Here is a 20,530-nt window from a genome sequence, read left to right as displayed (position 1 = left end):
CATGAAAGCCAGCGACATCAAGAAAGGCAACGTCGTCGAATTCAACAACGGCGTCTACCAGATCCGCGACATCGAACGCAGCTCCCCGCAGGGCCGCGGCGGCAACGTCCGCTTCCGTTTCATCATGTACAGCGTGCCGGGCGGCAACAAGCTCGATTCCAGCTTCGACGCCGACGACAACCTGCCGGAAGTCGAACTGCTGCGCCGCCAGGCCACGTACTCGTACATGGACGGGGACGCCTTCGTCTTCCTCGACGACGAGGACTACACCCCGTACATGGTCGATGCGGATGTGCTGGGCGATGACGCCGGCTACATCACCGATGGCCTGACCGGCATCTACGTGCAGGTGATCGACGAGACCCCCGTAGGCGTGCAGCTGCCCACCAGCGTGGTGCTGGAAGTGGTCGAGACCCCGCCGGAACTCAAGGGCGGCACCGCCACCAAGCGCCCGAAGCCGGCCAAGCTCAACACCGGCATCGAGATCATGGTGCCGGAGTACATCGCCAACGGCGAACGCGTGCTGGTCAACACCACCACCGGTGAATTCGCCGGCCGTGCCGACTAAGCGGTCTGCACTGACCATGCTGCTCCTGCTGCTCGCGGCGTGTTCGCCGCGGGCAGTGGAGAGTGAGACATTGGCTACACCGGCCGCACCCGCCACGCTGGCTGACAACGGCGGCGGTGCACGCTGCGAGGTGCCAGCGCAGCTGTCTGTGGCCGAGGACATCCGCATGTACTGTGCGATGCCCGGCGACGTGCAGGCCTTCCTGACGCGCGAAAGCGCCTGCCAGCACTTCGCGGGCGAAGAGGCGTACGACGAAGACCGTGCACGCGAATTGGCCTACGCGATCCACGAAAGCTGCGACGAGCGTACCGGGCTGTTCAATCAGCTCCTGCAGCGCCATGCGGACAACTGCCTGGTGCACACCGAACTGATGCTGCTGGGGACCCGCAACGAGCTGGCGCTGGATGCACGCAGCCGCGCGCTACCCAACCCCTGCCCGCGCGGCATGTGACCACGCACCGGACGCGCGGATGCGCATCCGGTGCTTTCCCTTCGATCAGGGCTTGGCGGCCAGCGACGGCGCACCGGCGAAATCGCCGCAGCCGTGGTACTGGCGGGCGCCGACGGTCAGCATCGCGGTGGCCCCGAAGGCCTGCCCGCTCATGTCGTCCTGGCAGACCGTGCGCTGGAAGGTCAGCTTGACCGGCGTGCCATCGGCCGCGGTGCCGGACCAGCCGTCACGGCCCTGGGTCGGGCTGGGAATCTCGAGCTTGCGCTCGCCGTAATCCATTTCGATATGCAGTGCCGGGGTGGCACCCGCGCCAACCTGGGCCAGCCAGCCGGGCTCATTGCCGGTCGCGCGGAACCCGCCCGCGGCATCGGCATCGGGCTGCGTGTCAGCCTTGGCGGCCGCATTGGCCGGCGGTGCTTCGCCGCCCTGTTCGCCGCTCCCGGTGCAGGTGCGGTCCGGCTCGCCCTTGAGGATCAGGATTCCGTCGGTGGTGCCCTTGGTCCAGAATTCGTTGCCCTGCCCATCGCCATACTTCGCGCCGGATGCGGCCGGTTGCGAGGACATCGCGAAGGTGCGGTCACCTACCACCACCGTGGCCGAATCCTGGCCGCGATAGGTGGCGTGTACTTCCAGCTCGCCACAGCGGAACGCATAGCTGCGCTCGTCGGTGGTGGAGGCATCCATCGGAGGGGGCGCTTCCGTGCCAGCGGCGGCGGGGCCACTCTCGTTGGCCGGTTGGCAGGCGGCGAGTGCGCCGGTAATGGCCAGGCTCAACAACCAGGGGGATGCGCGCATGAGGGACTCCTTGCGATAACGTCGACAACACTTGATCGTACCTGTCGCGCCGTGAGAGCGGGTGAAGCGACGCTGACCCCAGGCGGCAGGCCTGAACACGCGGTTCAGTGCGTACGTGGCGTCGCCGGCAGCATGCACAGCGAGAGCAGATGCACCCCGGGTGCGCCCGTGCAGCGCGCCCAGACCCGCAGCAGGCGCATGCAATGCAGCTGCCTGCCCTGCCCGCCATCGAGATGGATGCGCAGCTCACCCGTTACCAGCACCATCGCACCGCATGCCAGCTGCTCGGTCTGCTGCCGCTCGATCGCAACGACGCGGATGTGCCGCGCATTCCAACCGGCCAGCAAGGCAGACGCATCCTGGCGCCGGCCATCATCGTCGGTCATGAACAGCGCCGGTGACAGCAAGGCGCGCAGCTGCTGCGGCTGCCACTGGATCAGCGCCTCCCACAGCCGCGCCTCGGCCGCCTCCACGTGTGCCGGTTGCAGCACCGCGCTCATGTACGCACCTGCCATCGCCGTCGCGGCACATCGCCGGACGCGCGCCATCCCTGCACCACCGCCGCCGGGGCGGCGTTCCCCTTCTTGCTCTTCATCTGCAGCACAGCTGCCGGAACACCGGCCGAAATCACGATGGCGCCAGTCTGCGCGGCCTCCGTGGGGTTTCGATGGAGGAAATGTGGAGATACGATGGAGCACAAGCACCTTCCGGCTTTGCCCTGCATGACCGCCTCCGATTCACCCGGCGCCCCCACCGCGCGCTGGGACCATTCGCTCAATGCCCTGGTCCTGATCGTCGAGGACGAACCCGAGATCGCCGACATCGTCGCGGCCTACCTGGCCCGCGAAGGCCTGCGCACACTGCGCGCACAGGACGGCCTGAACGCCCTTGCCCTGCACCGCAGCGCGCGGCCGGACCTGGTCCTGCTCGATGTGCAGATGCCCGGCATGGATGGCTGGACCGTGCTCAACACACTGCGCCAGCGCGGCGACACGCCGGTGATCATGCTGACCGCGCTCGACCAGGACCTGGACAAGCTCACCGCGCTGCGGATGGGCGCGGACGACTACGTGGTCAAGCCGTTCAACCCGGCTGAAGTGGCCGCGCGGGTGCGTGCGGTGTTGCGCCGCACCTTCAACGCCCCGCGCCAGAGCGCGCCGGAGATCCTGCGCGTAGGCAGCCTGGTGATCGATCCGGAACATCACACCGTGCATGTCGAAGGCGATGGCTACAGCCACGAACTGCTGCTCACCCTGACCGAGTACAAGCTGCTGCACTGTATGGCGCTGGCACCGATGCGCATCTTCAGCCGCAGCGAACTGATGCACGAGTGCCTGCCGGAAAGTGAAGCGCTGGAACGCACCGTCGACAGCCATGTCAGCAAGCTGCGCCGCAAACTCGACGATGTCGGCCTGGCCAATGTCCCGGCCAGCGTGCGCGGTGTCGGCTACCGGCTGGCGGCGGACCACTGATGCGCCGCTCGGGCCTGAGCCGGCACATCGTGCTGTCGATGTCGATGATGGTGCTGGTGGTCATCGTGATGGTGATCCTCAGCTCCTACCTGCTGTATGCGGTGCTGGTGGCCTTCTATCCCGGCGGTGTGGACGAACCGGTCAGTTGGGTGCCCAGTGGCCCGGAACTGGTCTGGATGGTCGGCGTGACCCTGATCGGGTTGACGCTGGCGGTGGCCGCCTCGGTGCGGTTGTCCCAGCGCATCCTGACCCCGCTCAACGCGGTGGTGGACAGCATCGGCCGGCTGGCCGATGGCGATCTCGGTGCGCGCGCGACCGTGGGTGACCGCTCGCTGGGTGAAGTGGCGCTGCTGGTGGACGACTTCAACGCGATGGCGCGGCGGCTGCAGAACATCGAGGCGGACCGGGTGATGTGGCACGCGGCGATCGCGCATGAACTGCGCACGCCGGTCACCATCCTGCGCGGCCGCCTGCAGGGCTTGGCCGAGGGGGTGTTCGCGCCGGATGAAGGTCAGTTCCGCAGCCTGCTGGCCCAGGTCGAAGGGCTGTCGCGGCTGATCGAGGATCTGCGTGTGCTGAGCCTGGCCGACAGCGCGCGCCTGGAGGTCCGCCGTGCCCGCAATGATGTGGTGCAGGAAGTGCACTCGGTCATGACCCTGGTCGATCCGGGCTTCCGCAGCAGTGGCTTCGTGCTGGAACTGGAGACCTCGCGCGAGGAACATCCGGCGCATTGCGACCCCACCCGCGTGCGGCAGGCACTGATGGCACTGCTGGAGAATGCACGCCGCTACGCGACGCCGGGACGGGTCCGCATCGCGGTGCACGACACCGCCACCCATGTGCAGATCGCCATCGACGATGAAGGCCCCGGGATCGACGCGGCGCTGCGCGAGCAGATCTTCGATCCGTTCCTGCGCGGCGATGGCTCGCGCTCGCGTCAGCGCGGTGGCAGCGGGCTGGGGCTGGCGGTGGTCAAGGCGATTGCCGACGCACATGGCGGCCATGTCGTCTGCGGCGCCAGCCCACTGGGCGGCGCACGCTTTGTCATCGAGCTGCCGCGGCAGTGACCCCGTCCTGGCGGGCCAGGTCGCGCATCCGCGCACCGAGCCGGGCCAGATTGCGGTCGATCGTGGCCAGTTCGCGTTGCTGCGCCGCGGGCAGACGTTGCCTGAGCTGCAGCTGCAGCGCCTTCCAAGCCGGCACCCCCTGCGCACTGAGCTGCGCCGCAGCATCGGCCGCCTGCATTCGCTCGTCCGCTGACGGCAGCCCGTAGCCGTCGCCCCGCACCAGCGCGGCCGGCCTGGTCAGCTGGCCGGTGTCGTCCAGCAGTGCGCGCAGGGTGTCACGGGCCGCGGCATCGCCCGTGCCTGGGTGCGTGAGCAGCCGCTTCAACGCGTCGCGTGCGCGCAGTTCTTCGCGGTGCAGGGCGGCCTGTTCCAGCAGCAACAGCGCCGCCGTGGCGCGCAGATCGCCCTGCTCCACCCAAGGTGACCGCGCGCTCGCAGGCTGCCGCAACCAGTCGCCCACCGTTGTCGTGCCCAGCGGCAGCTGCCGGCGGGCGACATCGAACAGGTGCTGGTAATGCGCTTCGGCCGAGGCGAAGTAGTAGCCCTGGCGTGTCGCTTGCTCCCGGTCGGCGAGCACGCTGGCATCGGCCACGCCCTGGCGCTCCAGGCGGGCCAGCAATCCGCGTGGGGTGATCCGGTTCAGCCCAGGCGACGCCAGACGCGGCACGCCTTCCTGCAGCAGCTTGCCGGTTTCCACCGCGCAGTTGTTGCTGACGAACAGATAGCGGCCGTCATAGCTCCAGTGCACCTGCGCAGCGCGCTCGAGCAGGCCGGCAATGTCCAGCTCGTCCAGCGCCAGCGGCACCGATGACAGCCCCCGCAGTTCCACCTGGGTGTATTCGTTGATCACCTGGTTGAGCGGCAGCACGAACAGCCGCGACGGATAGGATCCAGTCAGTCCGCGCCAGCTGGAGATCTGCACATCGCCTACGAACGCCCGGTAGGACAACACGCGGTGATGGGACAGGTCCATCCGGCACGCCGGTCCGCGCGGCCGGCCCGGCGCGCAGATCACCAGCCGCAGCATGCTGTGGCCCCAGCGGCTCATCACCTGTTCGTTGCCTTCGGCGAGCAGATAGTCGACCGCGTAGATCCGGGCCGGGTCCAGTTCCAGCAGGGTCGCGGCGCCAGCCTCTTCTTCGGCCTGCATCAACGGCAGGCGGTTGTCGCAGTCAACCGTGCGCTCGAACGGCCCGAGGTGTTCGGCGAACCATGCGGCGACCGCTGGCCGGCGACAGGCGTAATCGGGATCGAGCAGCGCGTGTTCGGCGTTGACCGCCAGGAACTCCGCCGGGCGTGTGCGCTCATAGTCGTCCGGGCTGCGCCCACTGAAGGCGTTCGCGGTGCGGCCCAGCTTCCACGGGCGCCGCTGCCAGCCGGCCAGATCGCGCAGCCGTGCATCGCCCGACCAACCGCCCTGCGGCGAACGGTCCAGCACGTGGGTCAACTCATGGATCAGCGCGGCCTCGAGCGGGCGCGGCAGCGGTTGGCCGTCCTGCACCGTGTCCAGCAAGGCGCGCTGCAGGGTGATCACCCCGTTGCGGGCGCGGCCATGTACGTGCGCGGGGAGCGTGTCCGACCAACGCACCTGCACCGGGTGCTGGAAGCGTGCCTGCCATGGCAGCGGCAGGCGCGTGCGCACCTGCTGCAGGGCGCGCTCGGCGGCCACGATCTGCGCCGCGTTCAATCCCTGCGGCTGCAGCTCCAGCTGCAGGGCCGCCTGTGCGAATGGCGCGGCGAGCCACGCGACCAGGACCGCCCAGCGCCAGCGGCGGACCTGACCGGCCGGTCGCATCAGCGCGCCAGCAGCGTCCTGGCCAGCGCCATGTCGCTGGCCTGCTGCTGCGCGACACTCTGCTCGCGCAGGTGCAGCAGCGCCGCTTCCAGGCGTGCGCCGCGGATGGCACCATCGCTGGCGACAAAAGCCGCCGCGTCGTCGCGCGCATCGAGCACGATCTTGTCATCGCCCGAGCTGGACGAACCGGCCGACGAGGCGCCGGACGCGGAACCGGCGGAGCTGCCGGCAAAACTGGAGGCCATCGCCGACAACGGCAGGGCGAGCACGGCAAGGAGCAGGATCGGACGCATCATCGGAGTGTCGTTCGCGGTGGAAAGCACAGAGCGTATAGGCTGCGTGAAATCCTGTCTTGCCTCAGAGATCGAACACCTTGCCGGGATTCAGCAGCGCTTGGGGATCAAACGCTCGTTTGACCGCCTTCATCAGCGCGATTTCCGGTGCACTGCGCGTGCTGTCCAGGTACCCCTTCTTGACCAGGCCGATACCGTGTTCGGCCGAGATGCTGCCATCGAAACGGCTCAGCACACCGGCGAGCAGTTTGGTGACGTGCTCGCACTGAGTGAGGAACTCGGTATCGGCGGTATCGTCGGGCTTGAGCACGTTGATATGCAGGTTGCCGTCGCCGATATGGCCGAACCAGACCACATCGAACTGCGGGTACGCGTGCCCGATCAACGCCTGGGTTTCGGCGAGGAAGGCCGGCATCGCCGAGATGCGCACCGAGACATCGTTCTTGTAGGGCTTGTAGCGCGCCACCGCTTCAGTGATGCCCTCGCGCAGGCGCCACAGCTGCGCCGCCTGTGCATCGCTCTGGCTGACCACGCCATCGCTGACCCAGCCATGTTCCATGCAGTCTTCGAACGCGGCCATCGCGGCCGCTTCCTGCGCCTCATCGCCGGCCGCGAATTCGGTCACCACGTAATACGGGTGGACGTCGTCGAATGGCGCCTGCGCGCCATGTGCCAGCACATGTTCGAGCGCGCGGTCGGTGAAGAATTCGAAGGCCTGCAGCTGCAGCCGCTCGCGGAAGGCCGCGAACACCTGCATCAGCACCTCGAACGAGGGCAGCGCGAGCAGCATCACGTTGCTGGCCGGGGGCGGATCGGTGAGCTTCAATGTGGCTTCGACGATCACGCCAAGCGTGCCTTCCGAACCGATCAGCAGCTGGCGGAAGTCGTAGCCGCTGGAATTCTTGATCAGGCCTTTGTTGAGCTCGACCAGCTCACCGGCCATGGTCACCACCTTCAGCCCGGCGATCCACTCGCGCGTATTGCCGTAGCGGATCACGCGGATGCCGCCTGCATTGGTGGCGATGTTGCCGCCGATCGAGCACGAGCCGCGCGCGGCGAAATCCACCGGGTAGATCAGCCCGTGTTCGAGCGCGGCGTTGTGCACCGCCTCCAGTGGCATGCCCGCCTGCACGGTCAGGGTGCGGTCGACGGCATCGAACGCCAGCGTCTTGTTCATCCGCTCAAGACTGAGCACCAGCTCACCATGGGCTGCCACCGCGCCGCCGGACAACCCGGTACGACCACCGGAGGGCACCACGGCCACGCCTTGGGCAGTGGCCCAGCGCAGGGTCGCCTGCACCTCGTCGACCGTGCTGGGCAAGGCGATCGCCAGCGGTGCCGGGCTCCAGCGCCGGGTCCAGTCGCGGCCGTAGTGCTCCAGATCGGCCGGATCGGTCGTCAGGCGCAGCCGGGGGCAGTCGTGCAGGAGCGAATCAAGGCGCGGATCGGTCATGGGGCGTCTGGCGGTGCCGGGGGAGCCCGCAAGCCTGCCAGCCACTCCCCGCCGCGTCCAGCAGCGGGGCCCCAGGTGGCCGGGCCTGTGGCTGCCCTGCCCTCGCGCTCAGAATAGGTGCATCTGAAACCGTTTCGCGAGCGATTGGCGCACCGCACCATCGCGCCCGGCTTCTGGCATAGTTGAGGGCTCCCGCCGCCACACGCCGCACGCCGCCCATGTCGCCGAAAAAGACCTCGTTCCCGAAGCAGGATATCCGCGTACTGTTGCTCGAGGGGGTCAGCCAGACCGCGATCGACGTGTTCACCGCGGCCGGCTATTCGCAGATCGAACTGCACAGCAAGGCGCTGCCCGAAGACGAGCTGAAGGCGCGCATCGCCGAGGCCCACATCGTCGGCATCCGCTCGCGCACCCAGCTCAGCGCGGAGGTGCTGGCCAACGCCAAGCGCCTGATGGCGGTCGGCTGTTTCTGCATCGGCACCAACCAGGTGGACCTGGAGGCGGCGGAACTGGCCGGCATCCCGGTGTTCAACGCGCCCTACTCCAACACCCGCAGCGTGGCCGAGCTGGTGATCGCCGAGGCGATCATGCTGACCCGCGGCATCCCGCAGAAGAACGCCGAATGCCATCGCGGTGGCTGGTCAAAATCGGCCGCCGGCAGCCATGAAGTGCGCGGCAAGACGCTGGGCATCATCGGCTACGGCCATATCGGCACCCAGGTCGGCGTGATGGCCGAGGCGATGGGCATGCAGGTCATCTTCCACGATGTGGAAACAAAGCTGTCGCTGGGCAATGCCCGTGCGGCGATCAGCCTGGACGACCTGCTGGCGCGTGCGGACATCGTGACCGTGCATGTGCCCGAGACCCCCGCCACGCAGTGGATGATCGGTGCCGCCGAACTGGCCCGGATGCGCCCCGGCGCGCACCTGATCAACGCCGCGCGTGGCACCGTCGTCGACATCGACGCGCTGGATGCGGCGCTGCGCTCGGGGCACCTCGGCGGCGCCGCGCTGGATGTGTTCCCGGTCGAGCCCAAGGGCAATGGCGATGCCTTCGTCTCGCCGCTGACCGCGCACGACAACGTGATCCTGACCCCGCACGTGGGCGGCAGCACGCTGGAAGCGCAGGACAACATCGGCGTGGAAGTGGCGGCCAAGCTGGTGCGCTACAGCGACAACGGCAGCACCCTGTCGGCGGTCAATTTCCCGGAGGTGACCCTGCCCGAACACGCCGAGAGCCTGCGCCTGCTGCACATCCACCAGAACGTGCCGGGCGTGCTCTCCAAGGTCAACGAGATCTTCTCGCGCCACAACGTCAACATCGACGGCCAGTTCCTGCGCACCGACCCCAAGGTCGGCTACGTGGTGATCGACATCACCGCCAGCGAAGCCCAGGCCGGCGCGGTCCGCGAGGAGCTGGCGGCGATCCCCGGCACCCTGCGCACCCGCGTGCTGTATTAATGGGGACGGGGGTAATTAATAATTACCCCCGTCCCGGTTGAATCAACGCGCCAGCCAGCGTTTGGCCATACGCGGCAGCGAATCATCCCCGTCCGGGGTCTCGATCGCCGCGTTGGCCACGTCACGGATATCGCGCCAGGCCAGGGCCAGCGATTCTTCGCTGATCGCGAACTGCTCGCTGCCCAGCGCCCGCACCACGTAACGCGCGTCGTAGTGCCAATGCCCCGGTACGTCCCTGCGTTCCGGGATCCAGTGCTTGTCGATGTCGAACAGCTCGCCATCCTCCAGCACCAGCGCGGTCAACCCGGATTCCTCCTCGGCCTCCTTCAGCGCCACCTGGGCCAGATCGCGCTCGCCATCGGCGTGGCCGCCCAGCTGCAACCAGCGGTCCAGCTTGCGGTGGTGGGTCAGCAGGACGCGTTGCCCGTCGGCACTCACCAGCCACGCGCTGCCGGTGAAGTGACCGGCCAGACGCTCGCGCAGGAACGGATTTTCGGGATCGTCCAGCAATGTGCTGAATTCGTCAGCCAACGCCGCGTGCTCGGGGTGCCGGTGGGTATAAGCGTCAAGCTGACTGCGCAGGGCGGCGTCAGGAATGGCAACGGATTCGGGGTTCAGCGACATGGCAGGTGCAGGCATCGTGCGGATTTGGCCGATTATCGCTCGGCCACGCTGCATTTGTGCTTGTACAGCGGCTTCAGCTTTGGCTAAGGTACAGCGGGCCCCGCACCGCTGGGGCGCCCAGTCGCCATCAGGGCGTGCGGCAATGTACCGCGCGCCTCACCTTTGTTCATTTAGGGAAGCACTGCATGCTGAAGTCTCTGTTGAGGGTCAAACCGGTCGCACCGGCACCGCACGTCGATGCCGGCGAGCCCATCGAAGGCAGCCTGGACGGCGAGCCCACACTGAAACGGACCCTCACAGCGAAACACCTCATCCTGCTCGGCATCGGTGCGGTGATCGGTGCCGGTATCTTCGTGCTCACTGGCCAGGCGGCGGCAAACCATGCCGGCCCGGCGGTGATGCTGTCGTTCGTGTTCGCCGGCTTCGCCTGTGCACTGGCCGGCCTGTGCTACGCCGAGTTCGCGGCGATGATGCCGGTCTCCGGCAGCGCCTATTCCTATTCGTACGCCACCCTCGGCGAAGGCATGGCCTGGTTCATCGGCTGGTGCCTGGTGCTGGAATACCTGTTCGCCTCGGCCTCGGTCGCAGTGGGCTGGTCGGCATACCTGATCAGCTTCATCACCACCACGCTGAACATGCCGTTCCCCGATGCGCTCAGCGCCGCGCCGATCGCATGGACCGGCCACGAGTTCGTCGCCTCGGGCAAGCTGTTCAACCTGCCGGCAGTGCTGATCGTGGCGGCCGTCTCGGGCCTGCTGTACGTCGGTGTGACCCAGTCGGCCTTCGTCAACGCGATCATCGTGGCCATCAAGGTCACCGTGATCTGTCTGTTCATCGGCTTCGGTGCCGCGCATCTGGACCCGGCCAACTGGACCCCGTTCATTCCGGAGAACACCGGCGTGTCCGGCGAGTTCGGCTGGAGCGGCGTGTTCCGTGCGGCGACCATCGTGTTCTTCGCCTACATCGGTTTCGATGCGGTCTCCACCGCCGCCGGTGAAACCAAGGACCCGCAGCGCAACATGCCGATCGGCCTGCTCGGCTCGCTGGCCGTGTGCACCATCGTCTACATCATCGTCTGCGCCGTGCTGACCGGCATGATGCCGTACCACCTGCTGGGCACCGACAAGCCGGTCGCCACCGCGCTGGAGCCTTACCCGACCCTGTCCTGGCTGAAGACCGCGGTGGAAATCGGCGCGATCGCCGGCCTCTCCTCGGTGGTGCTGGTGATGATGATGGGCCAGACCCGCATCGCCTACACGATCTCCCGCGACGGCCTGCTGCCGAAGATCTTCGGCAAGGTGCACAAGCGCTTCCGGACCCCGTACTGGAGCACGATCGTGGTCGGTGCCATCGCCGCCACCCTGGCCGGCACGGTGCCGCTGAACGTGCTCGGCGAACTCGTTTCGATGGGCACCCTGCTCGCCTTCGCCACGGTTTGCATTGGCGTACTGATCCTGCGCTACACGCGCCCGGAACTGGAGCGTCCGTTCCGCGTGCCGCTGGTGTGGGTGATCTGCCCGCTGGGGGCGCTGGCCTGCCTGTTCCTGTTCTACCAGGCGTTCGTGGTGCATTGGCACCTGTTCGTGGCCTGGACCCTGCTGGGCCTGTGCATCTACTTCGGCTACGGCATCCGCCACAGCAAGCTGAACAAGAACAACGCCTGAGTGCTGCCGGGCCGGCCCAGTGCCGGCCCGGTCGTTTGATATGTCGCGCCTGAGAAGAAATCCAAACCATGTTCAAGCAACTGTGGGCCACCAAGCATCCGCACGCCGCCCATGAAGACGCCAACGGCCTGAGCCTGCGCCGTACCCTCGGCCCCTGGGGCCTGACCGCGCTGGGCATCGGCGCGGTGATCGGCGGCGGCATCTTCGTGATCACCGGCCAGGCGGCGGCCAACCACGCCGGCCCGGCGATCATGCTGTCGTTCGTGCTGGCCGCGATCTGCTGCGCGTTCTGCGCGATGGCCTACGCCGAGTTCGCGGCGATGGTGCCGGTCTCCGGCAGCGCCTACACCTATACCTACGCCACGTTCGGCGAGCTCTCGGCCTGGTTCATCGGCTGGATGCTGGTGCTGGAATATGGCGTCTCCGCCTCGGCCGTGGCGGTCAGCTGGACCGGTTATTTCCTGAGCCTGCTCAGCCACTTCGACATCCATCTACCGGCGGCCCTGGTGAGTGCGCCGCTGGATGGCCAGCTGCGCCCGACCGGTGCCATCGCCAATATCCCGGCCGCCGTGCTGGTGCTGCTGCTGACCTGGCTGTGCTACGTGGGCATCAGCAAATCCTCGGCCATGAACATGGCGATGGTGGTGCTCAAGACCGCGCTGATCGTGCTGGTGATCGTGATCGGCTGGAAGTACGTGGACCCGGCCAACTGGACCCCGTTCATTCCGGACAACGAAGGCCCGGGCAAGTACGGCTTCGATGGCGTGCTGCGCGGTGCGGCGATGGTGTTCTTCGCCTACATCGGTTTCGAAGCAGTGTCAGTGGCCGCGCAGGAATCGCACAAGCCGCAGCGCGACATGCCGATCGGCATGCTGCTCTCGCTGGTGATCTGCACGGTGCTGTACATCGCCATGGCGGCGGTGATGACCGGCCTGGTGCCGTACCAGCTGCTGGGCACGGATGAGCCGGTGGTGACCGCGGTGGCGGCGCATCCGCAGCTGGGCTGGTTGCGCGTGGTCGTGGAGATCGGCGCGCTGATCGGGCTGTCCTCGGTGGTGCTGGTGATGGTGATCGCGCAGCCGCGCATCTTCATGATCATGGGCCGCGACGGGCTGCTGCCGCCGTTGTTCACCAAAATCCACCCGAAGTACCGCACGCCGCACATCAATACGGTGATCACGGGCATCGGCATCGCGCTGCTGGCGGCGGTGTTCCCGCTGGATGTGCTGGGCGAGCTGACCTCGATGGGGACGCTGATCGCGTTCGCGGCGGTCTGCGCAGGCGTGCTGATCCTGCGCCGCACTCAGCCGGACCTGCCGCGTCCGTTCCGGATGCCGATGGCCTGGTTGATCTGTACCTTGGGCGTGCTGAGCTGCGTTGCGCTGTTGACGGCGATGACGGCCCACAACTGGATGCTGATGGGCTTCTGGACGCTGGGCGGTTTCGCGATCTACTTCGGTTATGGGTATCGCCATAGCCGGTTGCGCGGGAAGTAAGGTCTACGCCCCAGATCAAGAGCCGAAGCCTCGGCTGTGCTGTTGCGGTCGGTTTGGCGGGGCGGTGTGGGTTCGCGGGGGACGCCGTGAATCCATCCCTGGAGGCTTATGTCGCCGCATCCCTGCGGCTCATACCCCCGCCAACCCACACCACCCCGCCTCTGACAGCGTGCGGGTGACGGTGCCCACGTCAAATGCAACGCAAAACGCCCGGCCTTCGGCATCCGGTTCGGCTTCAGCTTCAGCTTCAGCTTCGGCTATAGAACCTGCTTTTAGCGTTTGACCTAGCTAAAATGACCGGCATGAGCACCCCCACCTTCCCGTACGACACCGCGCGCCTGAGCGAGCTGGCCCAGCTGCTGATCGACAACGTCCGTGAGCTGGCCCATGCCGGCTGGACCCCGGCCACCAGCAGCAACTTCTCCCACCGCCTGGATGACCGCCATGCCGCGATCACCGTGTCCGGCAAGGACAAGGGCCGGCTGGTGGAGGACGACATCATGGTGGTCGATTTCGACGGCAAGGCCGTCGGTCGCCCGCTTCGCCCGTCTGCCGAGACGTTGCTGCACACCCAGCTGTATCGCCGCTTCCGGGAGATCGGCTGCGTCCTGCACACCCATTCGCCGGTGCAGACCATCGCCTCGCGGCTGTATGCGCCGCAGGGCCATATCCGCCTGGAAGGCTACGAACTGCTCAAGGCCTTCCACGGCAACAGCACCCACGAGATGGCGGTGGATGTGCCGGTGTTCGCCAACACCCAGGACATGGATGTGCTCTCGGCCCAGGTCGATGCCCTGCTAGACACCCAGCCGCTGTGGGGCTACCTGATCGACGGCCACGGCCTGTATGCCTGGGGCCGCACCATGGCCGAAGCGCGGCGCCACATGGAAGCCTTCGAATTCCTGCTGCACTGTGAGCTGGAGCTGCGCAAGCTGCGCGGCTGATCGCGCTCAGATTCCTGAAGAGAATCTGTATTCCGCGCATCGGCATCAGTGCGTCGCCCCCACCCCGGCGCCGCACTGGTACCCTTTCCTTTCCCTCTTCGCCTCGATGCCGCCGCCATGAGCCGACTCCGCATATTTGATGACACCGCTCCGGATGTCCCGCTGTTCGACAGCCGGGATGGCGAGGCGATCGCTGCCGAACTGACCCCGATCGGCGTCACCTTCGAGCGCTGGCAGGCGGCCCATGAGGTCGCGCCGGGCGCCAGCCAGGACGAGGTGTTCGCTGCCTACAGGACCGATATCGACCGCCTGGTCGCCACGCACGGCTTCAAGAGCGTGGACGTCGCCTCGATCGCGCCGGACAACCCCAACCGCGCCGAACTGCGCAAGAAGTTCCTGGATGAGCACTTCCACAAGGAAGATGAGGTCCGTTTCTTCGTCGCCGGCTCGGGGCTGTTCACCCTGCACGTGGATGGCAAGGTCTACGAGATCGAGTGCGTCAAGAACGATCTGATCGCCGTGCCCGATGGCATCACCCATTGGTTCGACATGGGCGAGGAGCCGAGTTTCGTGGCGATCCGCTTCTTCACCGAGCCGGATGGCTGGGTCGGCCATTTCACCGGCAGCGACATCGCCCAGACCTTCCCGCGTTACCACCCCGCACAGCACCAGGCCGACTGATCCATGCCGCAACCGACCGTCATCCTCACCGATATCGAGGGCACCACCAGCAGCATTTCGTTCGTCAAGAACGTGCTGTTCCCGTATGCGCGCAAGGCATTGCCGGCGTTCGTCGCGGCACACGGCCATCAGCCGCAGGTGCGGCGCTGGCTGGACGCGGTGGCAGTGGAGATCGGTGGCGCCTGCCAGGACAGCCTGGTCGTGGAGACGTTGCAGGGCTGGATCGACCAGGACCGCAAGCACACCGCGCTCAAGGCCTTGCAGGGCATGATCTGGGAAAGCGGCTACCGCAACGGTGACTACAAGGCGCACTTCTATCCGGAAGTGGCCGCCGTCCTGAAGGGCTGGCATGCCGAGGGCAAGCCGCTGTACGTGTATTCCTCCGGGTCCGTGCCGTCGCAGAAGCTGTTCTTCGGCTTCAGCGAGGCCGGTGACCTGACCGGGCTGGTCTCGGGCTGGTTCGACACCGAGGTCGGTGGCAAGCGTGAGGCGGACAGCTACCGTCACATCGTCGAGGCGATCGGCGTGCCGGCCGGGCAGATCCTGTTCCTGTCCGATGTGGTGGAAGAGCTGGATGCCGCGCGCGAGGCGGGCCTGCAGACGCGCCTGATCGACCGCTTGGACGATTACCCGCTGCCGCGCAGTGGTGAAGCCACCCACGGCCACGACCGCGTCGAGAATTTCCAGCAGATCACGCTGTAGAACCGATGGGTAAACCCGACCGGTAGAGCCGACTGTTAGTCGGCTAATGCCATGCCGATCGAAGAAAAGCAGCCGACTAACAGTCGGCTCTACCGGTCGCCTCTACCCCCATCGGCTGACGCCATGCCGGTCGCCCGTCGCGTTACCTTGCCTTCGCATCCGCAAGCGAGGTGAAGCGCAGCGCATCACGCAGCGTGTCCAGGTCCGCCTCACTGCGCAGGCGGATGGTGACCGTCTCGCCCGGCACCAGCTCCAGCGCGTTGTCGTCCAAGGTGGCATCCACGCTATCGAAGGCGACCCACAGCGCACGCACCAGCATGGACGAGCGCAGCGTCAACACATAGCCGTCGCCGTCCGCGCGCAGCTCGGCATCGATCCTCGCAGGTGACAGCGCCAACGCCTTGGCCGGGACGAAATACACCACCTGTTGCGACAACAGCGTGGCGCCATCGAACAGCTCGACCACCGCCACGGTCCGCGTGGGGTCGGCCCCCTTCAGCAGGTCCGCATCGGCAAAACGCCCCACCTCCAGCGCGGACAGCGGTGGCAGTGCGACGGTGTGGCGCTGCTCACCGCGCCGGGTGCCATCGAGATCGAGCACGCGCAGCCGCCAAGTCGCCTGCAGGCCCTGCTGACGATCATTGAGCAGGCTCACCCGGGTCACGCCTTCGTCGCGTAGGGCCGCCACGGCCTGATCGGCGAAGAAGCGTCTGGCGTGGAAGTGCAGCGCTTTCCAGCGGCCGGCGTAGTCGATGCTGGACCACGACGCGCCCGGCCACACATCGTTGAGCTGCCAGTACAGCGAGCCCATCGTGTACGGCCGTGAGGCGCGATGATGCAGGGCGGCGAGCTGGATGCCATCGGCCTGCATGACCTGGCTCAGGTACACGAACGCCGGGAAGTCGCGCGGCGTGCCGTACTCCTCCTCGATGTACTTGAGCAGGCGCTGGTTGCCCTCGCCTGCCATGAATTTCTGGTGCGCGCGCACCGTCGGGCTGTCCACCTGCTGTTCGGCGTCCGGAATGATGCCGTCCAGCGTGCGCAGCACCGGCCAGGCCTGCAGCCCGTACTCGGACATGAAGCGCGGCGTTTCGTGCAGGTACGCGGTGACCGGCAGGGCCGGATTGCCCCACACCTGCCAGTAGTGCTTGTCGCCGCGGGTGGAATCGTTGGCCTTCTCGTCCAGGTCGTTGCTCGGCGAGCTCGACCAGTACGGCACGCCCAGGCCCTCCTCGGCCACTACCTGGCGCAGGTCATTGCCGAACAGATCCACATAGCCCTGCCAGACCTTCGCGGCGAACGCGGGATCGGCGGCGGTCAGGTCAAGCCCGTGGCCCCAGTCCTTCCACGCGGTCTCTTCTTCATTGTTGCCACACCACAGCACCACGCTGGGGTGATGACGCAGGCGCCGCACGTTGTCGCGCGCCTCGGCGACCACGTTCGCGCGGAAAGCCGGATCGTAGCCGGGCTGCATGCCGCCGCCGAACATGAAGTCCTGCCAGACCAGCAGGCCGAGTTCGTCGGCGATGTCGAAGAACACGTCGTCTTCGTAGTAGCCGCCACCCCAGTTGCGCAGCATGTTCATGTTGGCATCGCGCGCCGCGGTCAGCTCGCGCCGGATCCGCGCCGCATCCACGCGGGCCGGGAACATATCGAACGGAATCACGTTGGCGCCCTTGGCGAAGATCGGCACACCGTTGATCACGAACGCGAAGCCCTGCCCGCCGTTGCGGTCCACCTCACGGCGCAGCTCGACCGTGCGCAGGCCGGTGCGCTGCTCGATGTGCGTCGCACCGGACGTGTCAGGGGCCAGGGTGGCACGCACGGTGTAGCGCGCCTGTTCACCCTGCCCGACCGGCCACCAGCGACGCGGCTGCTGCAGCGCGACCGGTACGGCGATCCGGTTGTCACCGGCCTTGAGTAGCGCCGTGCGGTCGATGCGCGCCACGCGCGCGCCGTCCGGATCCAGCACCTCGATCTGCATCGCGGCGCTGCCGACCACCGCACTCTCGATCTCAACGGCGATCTCCAGATCCGCCCGGCTCGCATCCAGCGCCTGCGTCTGCACGGCCAGCGCGGTCAGCCGCTGAGCGTCCCAGCTCTCCAGTTGCACTGGCCGCCAGATGCCGGCAGTCACGTAACGCGGGCCCCAATCCCAGCCGAAGTGATAGCCCGGCTTGCGCACGAAATTGCCGACCATCGCGTCTTTGGGCTCGTCGCCATACGGTGAGGGGTAATTGCCGGCGATCTTGTGCGGCATCGCCTGCACGTCCGGCAGCAGCGTGCGGATCGGCGAGCGCAGCACGATACGCAGCTCATTGCCGGCAGGCCGCAGCTTGCCGTCCACCCGCGCACGCCAGGTGCGATGGCTGTTGTCGGCCTTCAGCAGCGGCTGGCCATTGAGCGTGACCGTCGCGAACGTATCCAACCCTTCGAACGCCAGCTCGGCATGCGCGCGCGCCAGCGTCGGCGCGTCCACATCGAACCGGGCACGGTATTCCCAGTCCGCCAGACCGATCCACTGCAGGCCCGCCTCCGGCGCGCCGACGTAAGGATCGGGGATCTGCCCCTGCGCCAGCAGGTCGGTGTGCACGGCGCCAGGCACCTGCGCCGGCCGCCACTGTTGCAGGCCAGGGTGCGCGGCACCGCGCGCGTCACCGGGCAGCAGGCGGAATGACCACTCCGCTGCCAACGGGGCAGCTGCCACGGGCAGCGCCCAGGCGGCCAGCAGGACCAGCATCAGCCAGCAGGCCGGTGCAACGACATGGAGACGGCGGTGCGCGCGCATGGGAACCTGCCTGGCTGCGGGAGCAGCCGACCAACGGTCGGCGCTACCGGGGTTGGTGCAGCCGACCAACGGTCGGCTCTACTGGATTCAACGCACCACGTTGAGCACTTCGTGGCACGCACCCATGGTGTGGTAATCGGTCTTGCCGGCCGGGCTCTTCTCGTCGCTGTACTTGCGGTTGTCCGCGTCCAGGATGCGATACCAGGCGCCGTAGCGGTGATCGATCATGTGCTGCCAGGCGTAGCCCCACAGCTTGTCGTACCACTCCCAGTACACGGCCTCGCCGGTGCGCTTGGCAAGCAGCGCCGCGGTCGCCAGCGATTCGGCCTGCACCCAGAAGTACTTGTCGTCATCGCAGACGCTGCCATCCGGTGCGAAGCCGTAGTACAGCCCGCCACGCTCGGCGTCCCAGCTGCGCGCCACCGCCACATCGAACAGATGCCGCGCGGTCGGCACGAGCCAGTCGGCCTGTACATGGCGGTCCAGGATCAGCAGCAGCTTGGCCCATTCGGTCTGATGCCCGGGCTGGAAGCCCCACGGACGGAACAGGTGCTTGGGGTTGTCGCGGTTGTACGCCCAATCGATCTGCCACTGCGGATCGTAGTGCTCCCACACCAGCCCATCCCCCTGCGCGGCCTGGCGGCGGGTCATGTGGTCGGCCAGCAGCAGCGCGCGATCCAGATAGCGCTGCTCGCCACTGGCCTCGAACGCGGCCAGCATCGCTTCGCACATGTGCATGTTGGCGTTCTGGCCGCGGTAATCGCTGAAGGCCCAGTCGGCGTCGGCTTCGTCTTTGTAAAGGCCGAACGCCGGTTCCCAGAAGCGCGTTTCCAGCAACTGCCAGGTCTCGTCCATCCACCCGCGTGCCTCGTTGATGCCGGCCTTCAGCGCGCAGCTGTAGGCGAGCAGCACGAACGCCACGCCGTAGCAGTGGTTGGTCGCGTCTTCGACCACCCCATCGCGCAGCGTCCAGGCGTAGCCGCCGGTGGCCGGGTTGCGATGCACCTCGCGCAGGTAGCGGATGCCGTGTTCGACCGCAGCCAGATCGTCCGGCTTGCCGAACTCGCGGTAGGCCATCGCATGGTTGAACACGAAGCGGGTGCTGCTGACCAGATGCCGATGGCTGGCATCGTAGACGCTGCCGTCGTCACGGTAGTAATGGAAGAAGCCGCCCTTGGGGTCGATTTCATTGGGCTGGTAGAACGCCATCGTCTGCGCGATGTGGGCGCGCAGGAATGCAGGCGAGCGGAAGTCGGGGGTTGGCGGAACCGGCGTGGTCATGCGGCGTCATCCTGTTGTTGCTGCAGCAGTTGCTGGACTTCATGGAGGCTGGGCATCGCGGCGAAGGCGCCCTTGCGGGTCACCGCCAAGGCACCGACGGCCGCGCCGAACCGGATCGCCTCCACCAGCGCGGCCGGGTCCTGGCAGAACGCGGCGAAGCCCGTCCCGTCGCCGCCGCGCTCGCCGATGCCGAACAGCAGGCCGCCGACAAAGGCATCGCCGGCCGCGGTGGAATCGACCGTCGTGACACGGAAGCCGGTGAGCACGCCGTGGGTGTGGCGGGTATGCCAGCGGATCGGCGCGGCACCGTCGGTGATCACCACCGCCTGCGCCTGCGCGGCGAGCAGGCGCTCGACCACGGCGGCGTCACCGCCCGGCACCGAGGCCGCCAGATACTCGAGTTCTTCGCGCGAGAGCTTGACCAGATCGGCCAGCGACAGCGCTTCCCACAACCGCGGCAGTGGATCGACACCGGTCGGCCACAGCGCGGGGCGCAGGTTGAGGTCGAGGCTGACCATCGCACCGGCCTGGCGCGCGCGGCGCATGCCCTCCAGCGTGGCCTCGGCGATCTCGGCCTCGGTCAGGCTGTTGGAGCACACATGGAAGCTGCGCGTGCCCTCAAAACAGTTCGGGTGGAAGTGCGCGCTGCGGAACAGCAGATCGGCCGCCGGCGGGCGGTAGAAGCTGAAGCTGCGCTCGCCGCTGGCATCCAGGGCAACGAATGCCAGCGCGGTCTTGGCCGCGTCGGTGCGCACGATGCAGTCGGTTGCCACGCCGGCACTGGCCAGGCTCTCGGCGAGGAAGTCACCGAACATGTCCTGGCCGAGCATGCCGGCGAAATGGGTGTCCGCACCGAGCCGCGCGGCGGCCACAGCGACGTTGGCCGGTGCGCCACCGGCGTATTGCAGGAAGGCACGCGGGGTGTCCGGGGTGGCCGGCGGCTGGGCTAGTAGATCGATCAAAATCTCGCCGAAACAAACAATCTTGGACATCGTG

Annotated in this window: 19 protein-coding genes; 10 read left to right on the top strand and 9 right to left on the bottom strand. The window is 67.2% G+C overall.

Going from position 1 to position 20,530, the window contains the following annotated elements:
• Position 1: 1 nt before the first annotated feature.
• Together yeiP and ACTT2I_RS07250 are read left to right on the top strand one after the other, a co-directional pair.
• A complete protein-coding gene (gene yeiP / locus ACTT2I_RS07255; protein ID WP_019182972.1) occupies positions 2 to 568 on the top strand; it encodes an elongation factor P-like protein YeiP in 567 nt (188 codons plus the stop codon).
• Between the two features lie 16 nt (positions 569 to 584).
• The gene (locus ACTT2I_RS07250) at positions 585 to 1,019 is read left to right on the top strand and encodes a hypothetical protein (RefSeq protein WP_421100381.1); all 435 of its coding nucleotides are present in this window, start codon (positions 585 to 587) and stop codon (positions 1,017 to 1,019) included.
• A 45-nt stretch (positions 1,020 to 1,064) separates the two neighbouring features.
• On the opposite strand, the gene ACTT2I_RS07245 is transcribed toward ACTT2I_RS07250, so the two are convergent.
• Both ACTT2I_RS07245 and ACTT2I_RS07240 read right to left on the bottom strand, forming a co-directional pair.
• On the bottom strand, positions 1,065 to 1,814 hold the full coding sequence (locus ACTT2I_RS07245; RefSeq protein WP_421100382.1) for an MliC family protein: 750 nt from the start codon (positions 1,812 to 1,814) through the stop codon (positions 1,065 to 1,067).
• A gap of 104 nt (positions 1,815 to 1,918) precedes the next feature.
• Positions 1,919 to 2,314: a nuclear transport factor 2 family protein gene (locus ACTT2I_RS07240; RefSeq protein WP_421100383.1), complete on the bottom strand. Its 396-nt coding sequence runs from the start codon at positions 2,312 to 2,314 to the stop codon at positions 1,919 to 1,921.
• A 222-nt stretch (positions 2,315 to 2,536) separates the two neighbouring features.
• Here ACTT2I_RS07240 and ACTT2I_RS07235 point away from each other — a divergent pair, with 222 nt between their 5' ends.
• Together ACTT2I_RS07235 and ACTT2I_RS07230 are read left to right on the top strand one after the other, a co-directional pair.
• Positions 2,537 to 3,286, top strand: a complete 750-nt coding sequence (locus tag ACTT2I_RS07235; protein ID WP_421100384.1) for a response regulator — start codon at positions 2,537 to 2,539, stop codon at positions 3,284 to 3,286.
• Positions 3,286 to 4,353, top strand: a complete 1,068-nt coding sequence (locus ACTT2I_RS07230) for an ATP-binding protein (RefSeq protein WP_421100385.1) — start codon at positions 3,286 to 3,288, stop codon at positions 4,351 to 4,353. The genes ACTT2I_RS07235 and ACTT2I_RS07230 overlap by 1 nt, the downstream gene beginning before the upstream one ends.
• Here the strand turns inward: ACTT2I_RS07230 and ACTT2I_RS07225 are convergent.
• From ACTT2I_RS07225 to ACTT2I_RS07215, 3 genes are all read right to left on the bottom strand, one after another.
• Positions 4,331 to 6,148, bottom strand: a complete 1,818-nt coding sequence (locus ACTT2I_RS07225) for a DUF7844 domain-containing protein (RefSeq protein ID WP_421100386.1) — start codon at positions 6,146 to 6,148, stop codon at positions 4,331 to 4,333. The two genes, ACTT2I_RS07230 and ACTT2I_RS07225, sit on opposite strands and share 23 nt — an antisense overlap.
• The gene (locus tag ACTT2I_RS07220) at positions 6,148 to 6,444 is read right to left on the bottom strand and encodes a DUF2388 domain-containing protein (protein WP_293982950.1); all 297 of its coding nucleotides are present in this window, start codon (positions 6,442 to 6,444) and stop codon (positions 6,148 to 6,150) included. The genes ACTT2I_RS07225 and ACTT2I_RS07220 overlap by 1 nt, the downstream gene beginning before the upstream one ends.
• Positions 6,445 to 6,505: 61 nt before the next feature.
• Positions 6,506 to 7,894, bottom strand: a complete 1,389-nt coding sequence (locus ACTT2I_RS07215; RefSeq protein ID WP_421100387.1) for an FAD-binding oxidoreductase — start codon at positions 7,892 to 7,894, stop codon at positions 6,506 to 6,508.
• A gap of 218 nt (positions 7,895 to 8,112) precedes the next feature.
• Between ACTT2I_RS07215 and serA the strand changes: the two genes are divergently transcribed.
• The gene (serA, locus tag ACTT2I_RS07210) at positions 8,113 to 9,354 is read left to right on the top strand and encodes a phosphoglycerate dehydrogenase (RefSeq protein WP_443096820.1); all 1,242 of its coding nucleotides are present in this window, start codon (positions 8,113 to 8,115) and stop codon (positions 9,352 to 9,354) included.
• A gap of 42 nt (positions 9,355 to 9,396) precedes the next feature.
• Here the strand turns inward: serA and ACTT2I_RS07205 are convergent, their stop codons facing one another.
• Positions 9,397 to 10,002: an NUDIX hydrolase gene (locus ACTT2I_RS07205; RefSeq protein WP_421100434.1), complete on the bottom strand. Its 606-nt coding sequence runs from the start codon at positions 10,000 to 10,002 to the stop codon at positions 9,397 to 9,399.
• A 161-nt stretch (positions 10,003 to 10,163) separates the two neighbouring features.
• On the opposite strand from ACTT2I_RS07205, the gene ACTT2I_RS07200 reads away from it, so the two are divergent.
• The 5 genes from ACTT2I_RS07200 (at position 10,164) to mtnC (ending at position 15,465) form a co-directional block, all read left to right on the top strand.
• Positions 10,164 to 11,642 (top strand): amino acid permease, encoded by a 1,479-nt coding sequence (locus ACTT2I_RS07200; RefSeq protein ID WP_088434979.1) that lies wholly within the window; start codon positions 10,164 to 10,166, stop codon positions 11,640 to 11,642.
• A 68-nt stretch (positions 11,643 to 11,710) separates the two neighbouring features.
• On the top strand, positions 11,711 to 13,138 hold the full coding sequence (locus ACTT2I_RS07195) for an amino acid permease (protein ID WP_421100389.1): 1,428 nt from the start codon (positions 11,711 to 11,713) through the stop codon (positions 13,136 to 13,138).
• A 302-nt stretch (positions 13,139 to 13,440) separates the two neighbouring features.
• Entirely contained in the window at positions 13,441 to 14,082 is a 642-nt protein-coding gene (locus ACTT2I_RS07190; protein WP_421100390.1) for a methylthioribulose 1-phosphate dehydratase, read from the top strand.
• Between the two features lie 117 nt (positions 14,083 to 14,199).
• Entirely contained in the window at positions 14,200 to 14,763 is a 564-nt protein-coding gene (locus ACTT2I_RS07185) for a 1,2-dihydroxy-3-keto-5-methylthiopentene dioxygenase (RefSeq protein WP_088434977.1), read from the top strand.
• Positions 14,764 to 14,766: 3 nt separating this feature from the next.
• Complete coding sequence (mtnC, locus tag ACTT2I_RS07180) at positions 14,767 to 15,465, top strand: acireductone synthase (RefSeq protein WP_421100391.1); 699 nt, start codon at positions 14,767 to 14,769, stop codon at positions 15,463 to 15,465.
• A gap of 142 nt (positions 15,466 to 15,607) precedes the next feature.
• Here mtnC and ACTT2I_RS07175 read toward each other — a convergent pair whose 3' ends face one another.
• From ACTT2I_RS07175 to ACTT2I_RS07165, 3 genes are all read right to left on the bottom strand, one after another.
• The gene (locus tag ACTT2I_RS07175; RefSeq protein WP_421100392.1) at positions 15,608 to 18,253 is read right to left on the bottom strand and encodes a beta-mannosidase; all 2,646 of its coding nucleotides are present in this window, start codon (positions 18,251 to 18,253) and stop codon (positions 15,608 to 15,610) included.
• An 87-nt stretch (positions 18,254 to 18,340) separates the two neighbouring features.
• The gene (locus ACTT2I_RS07170) at positions 18,341 to 19,534 is read right to left on the bottom strand and encodes an AGE family epimerase/isomerase (RefSeq protein WP_421100393.1); all 1,194 of its coding nucleotides are present in this window, start codon (positions 19,532 to 19,534) and stop codon (positions 18,341 to 18,343) included.
• The gene (locus ACTT2I_RS07165) at positions 19,531 to 20,526 is read right to left on the bottom strand and encodes a carbohydrate kinase family protein (RefSeq protein WP_421100394.1); all 996 of its coding nucleotides are present in this window, start codon (positions 20,524 to 20,526) and stop codon (positions 19,531 to 19,533) included. The genes ACTT2I_RS07170 and ACTT2I_RS07165 overlap by 4 nt, the downstream gene beginning before the upstream one ends.
• Positions 20,527 to 20,530 lie beyond the last annotated feature (4 nt).

Source organism: Stenotrophomonas sp. PUT21 (genome assembly GCF_052232875.1).
Lineage (GTDB): Bacteria > Pseudomonadota > Gammaproteobacteria > Xanthomonadales > Xanthomonadaceae > Stenotrophomonas > Stenotrophomonas maltophilia_N.
This window is presented reverse-complemented; position numbering and strand designations above follow the sequence as displayed.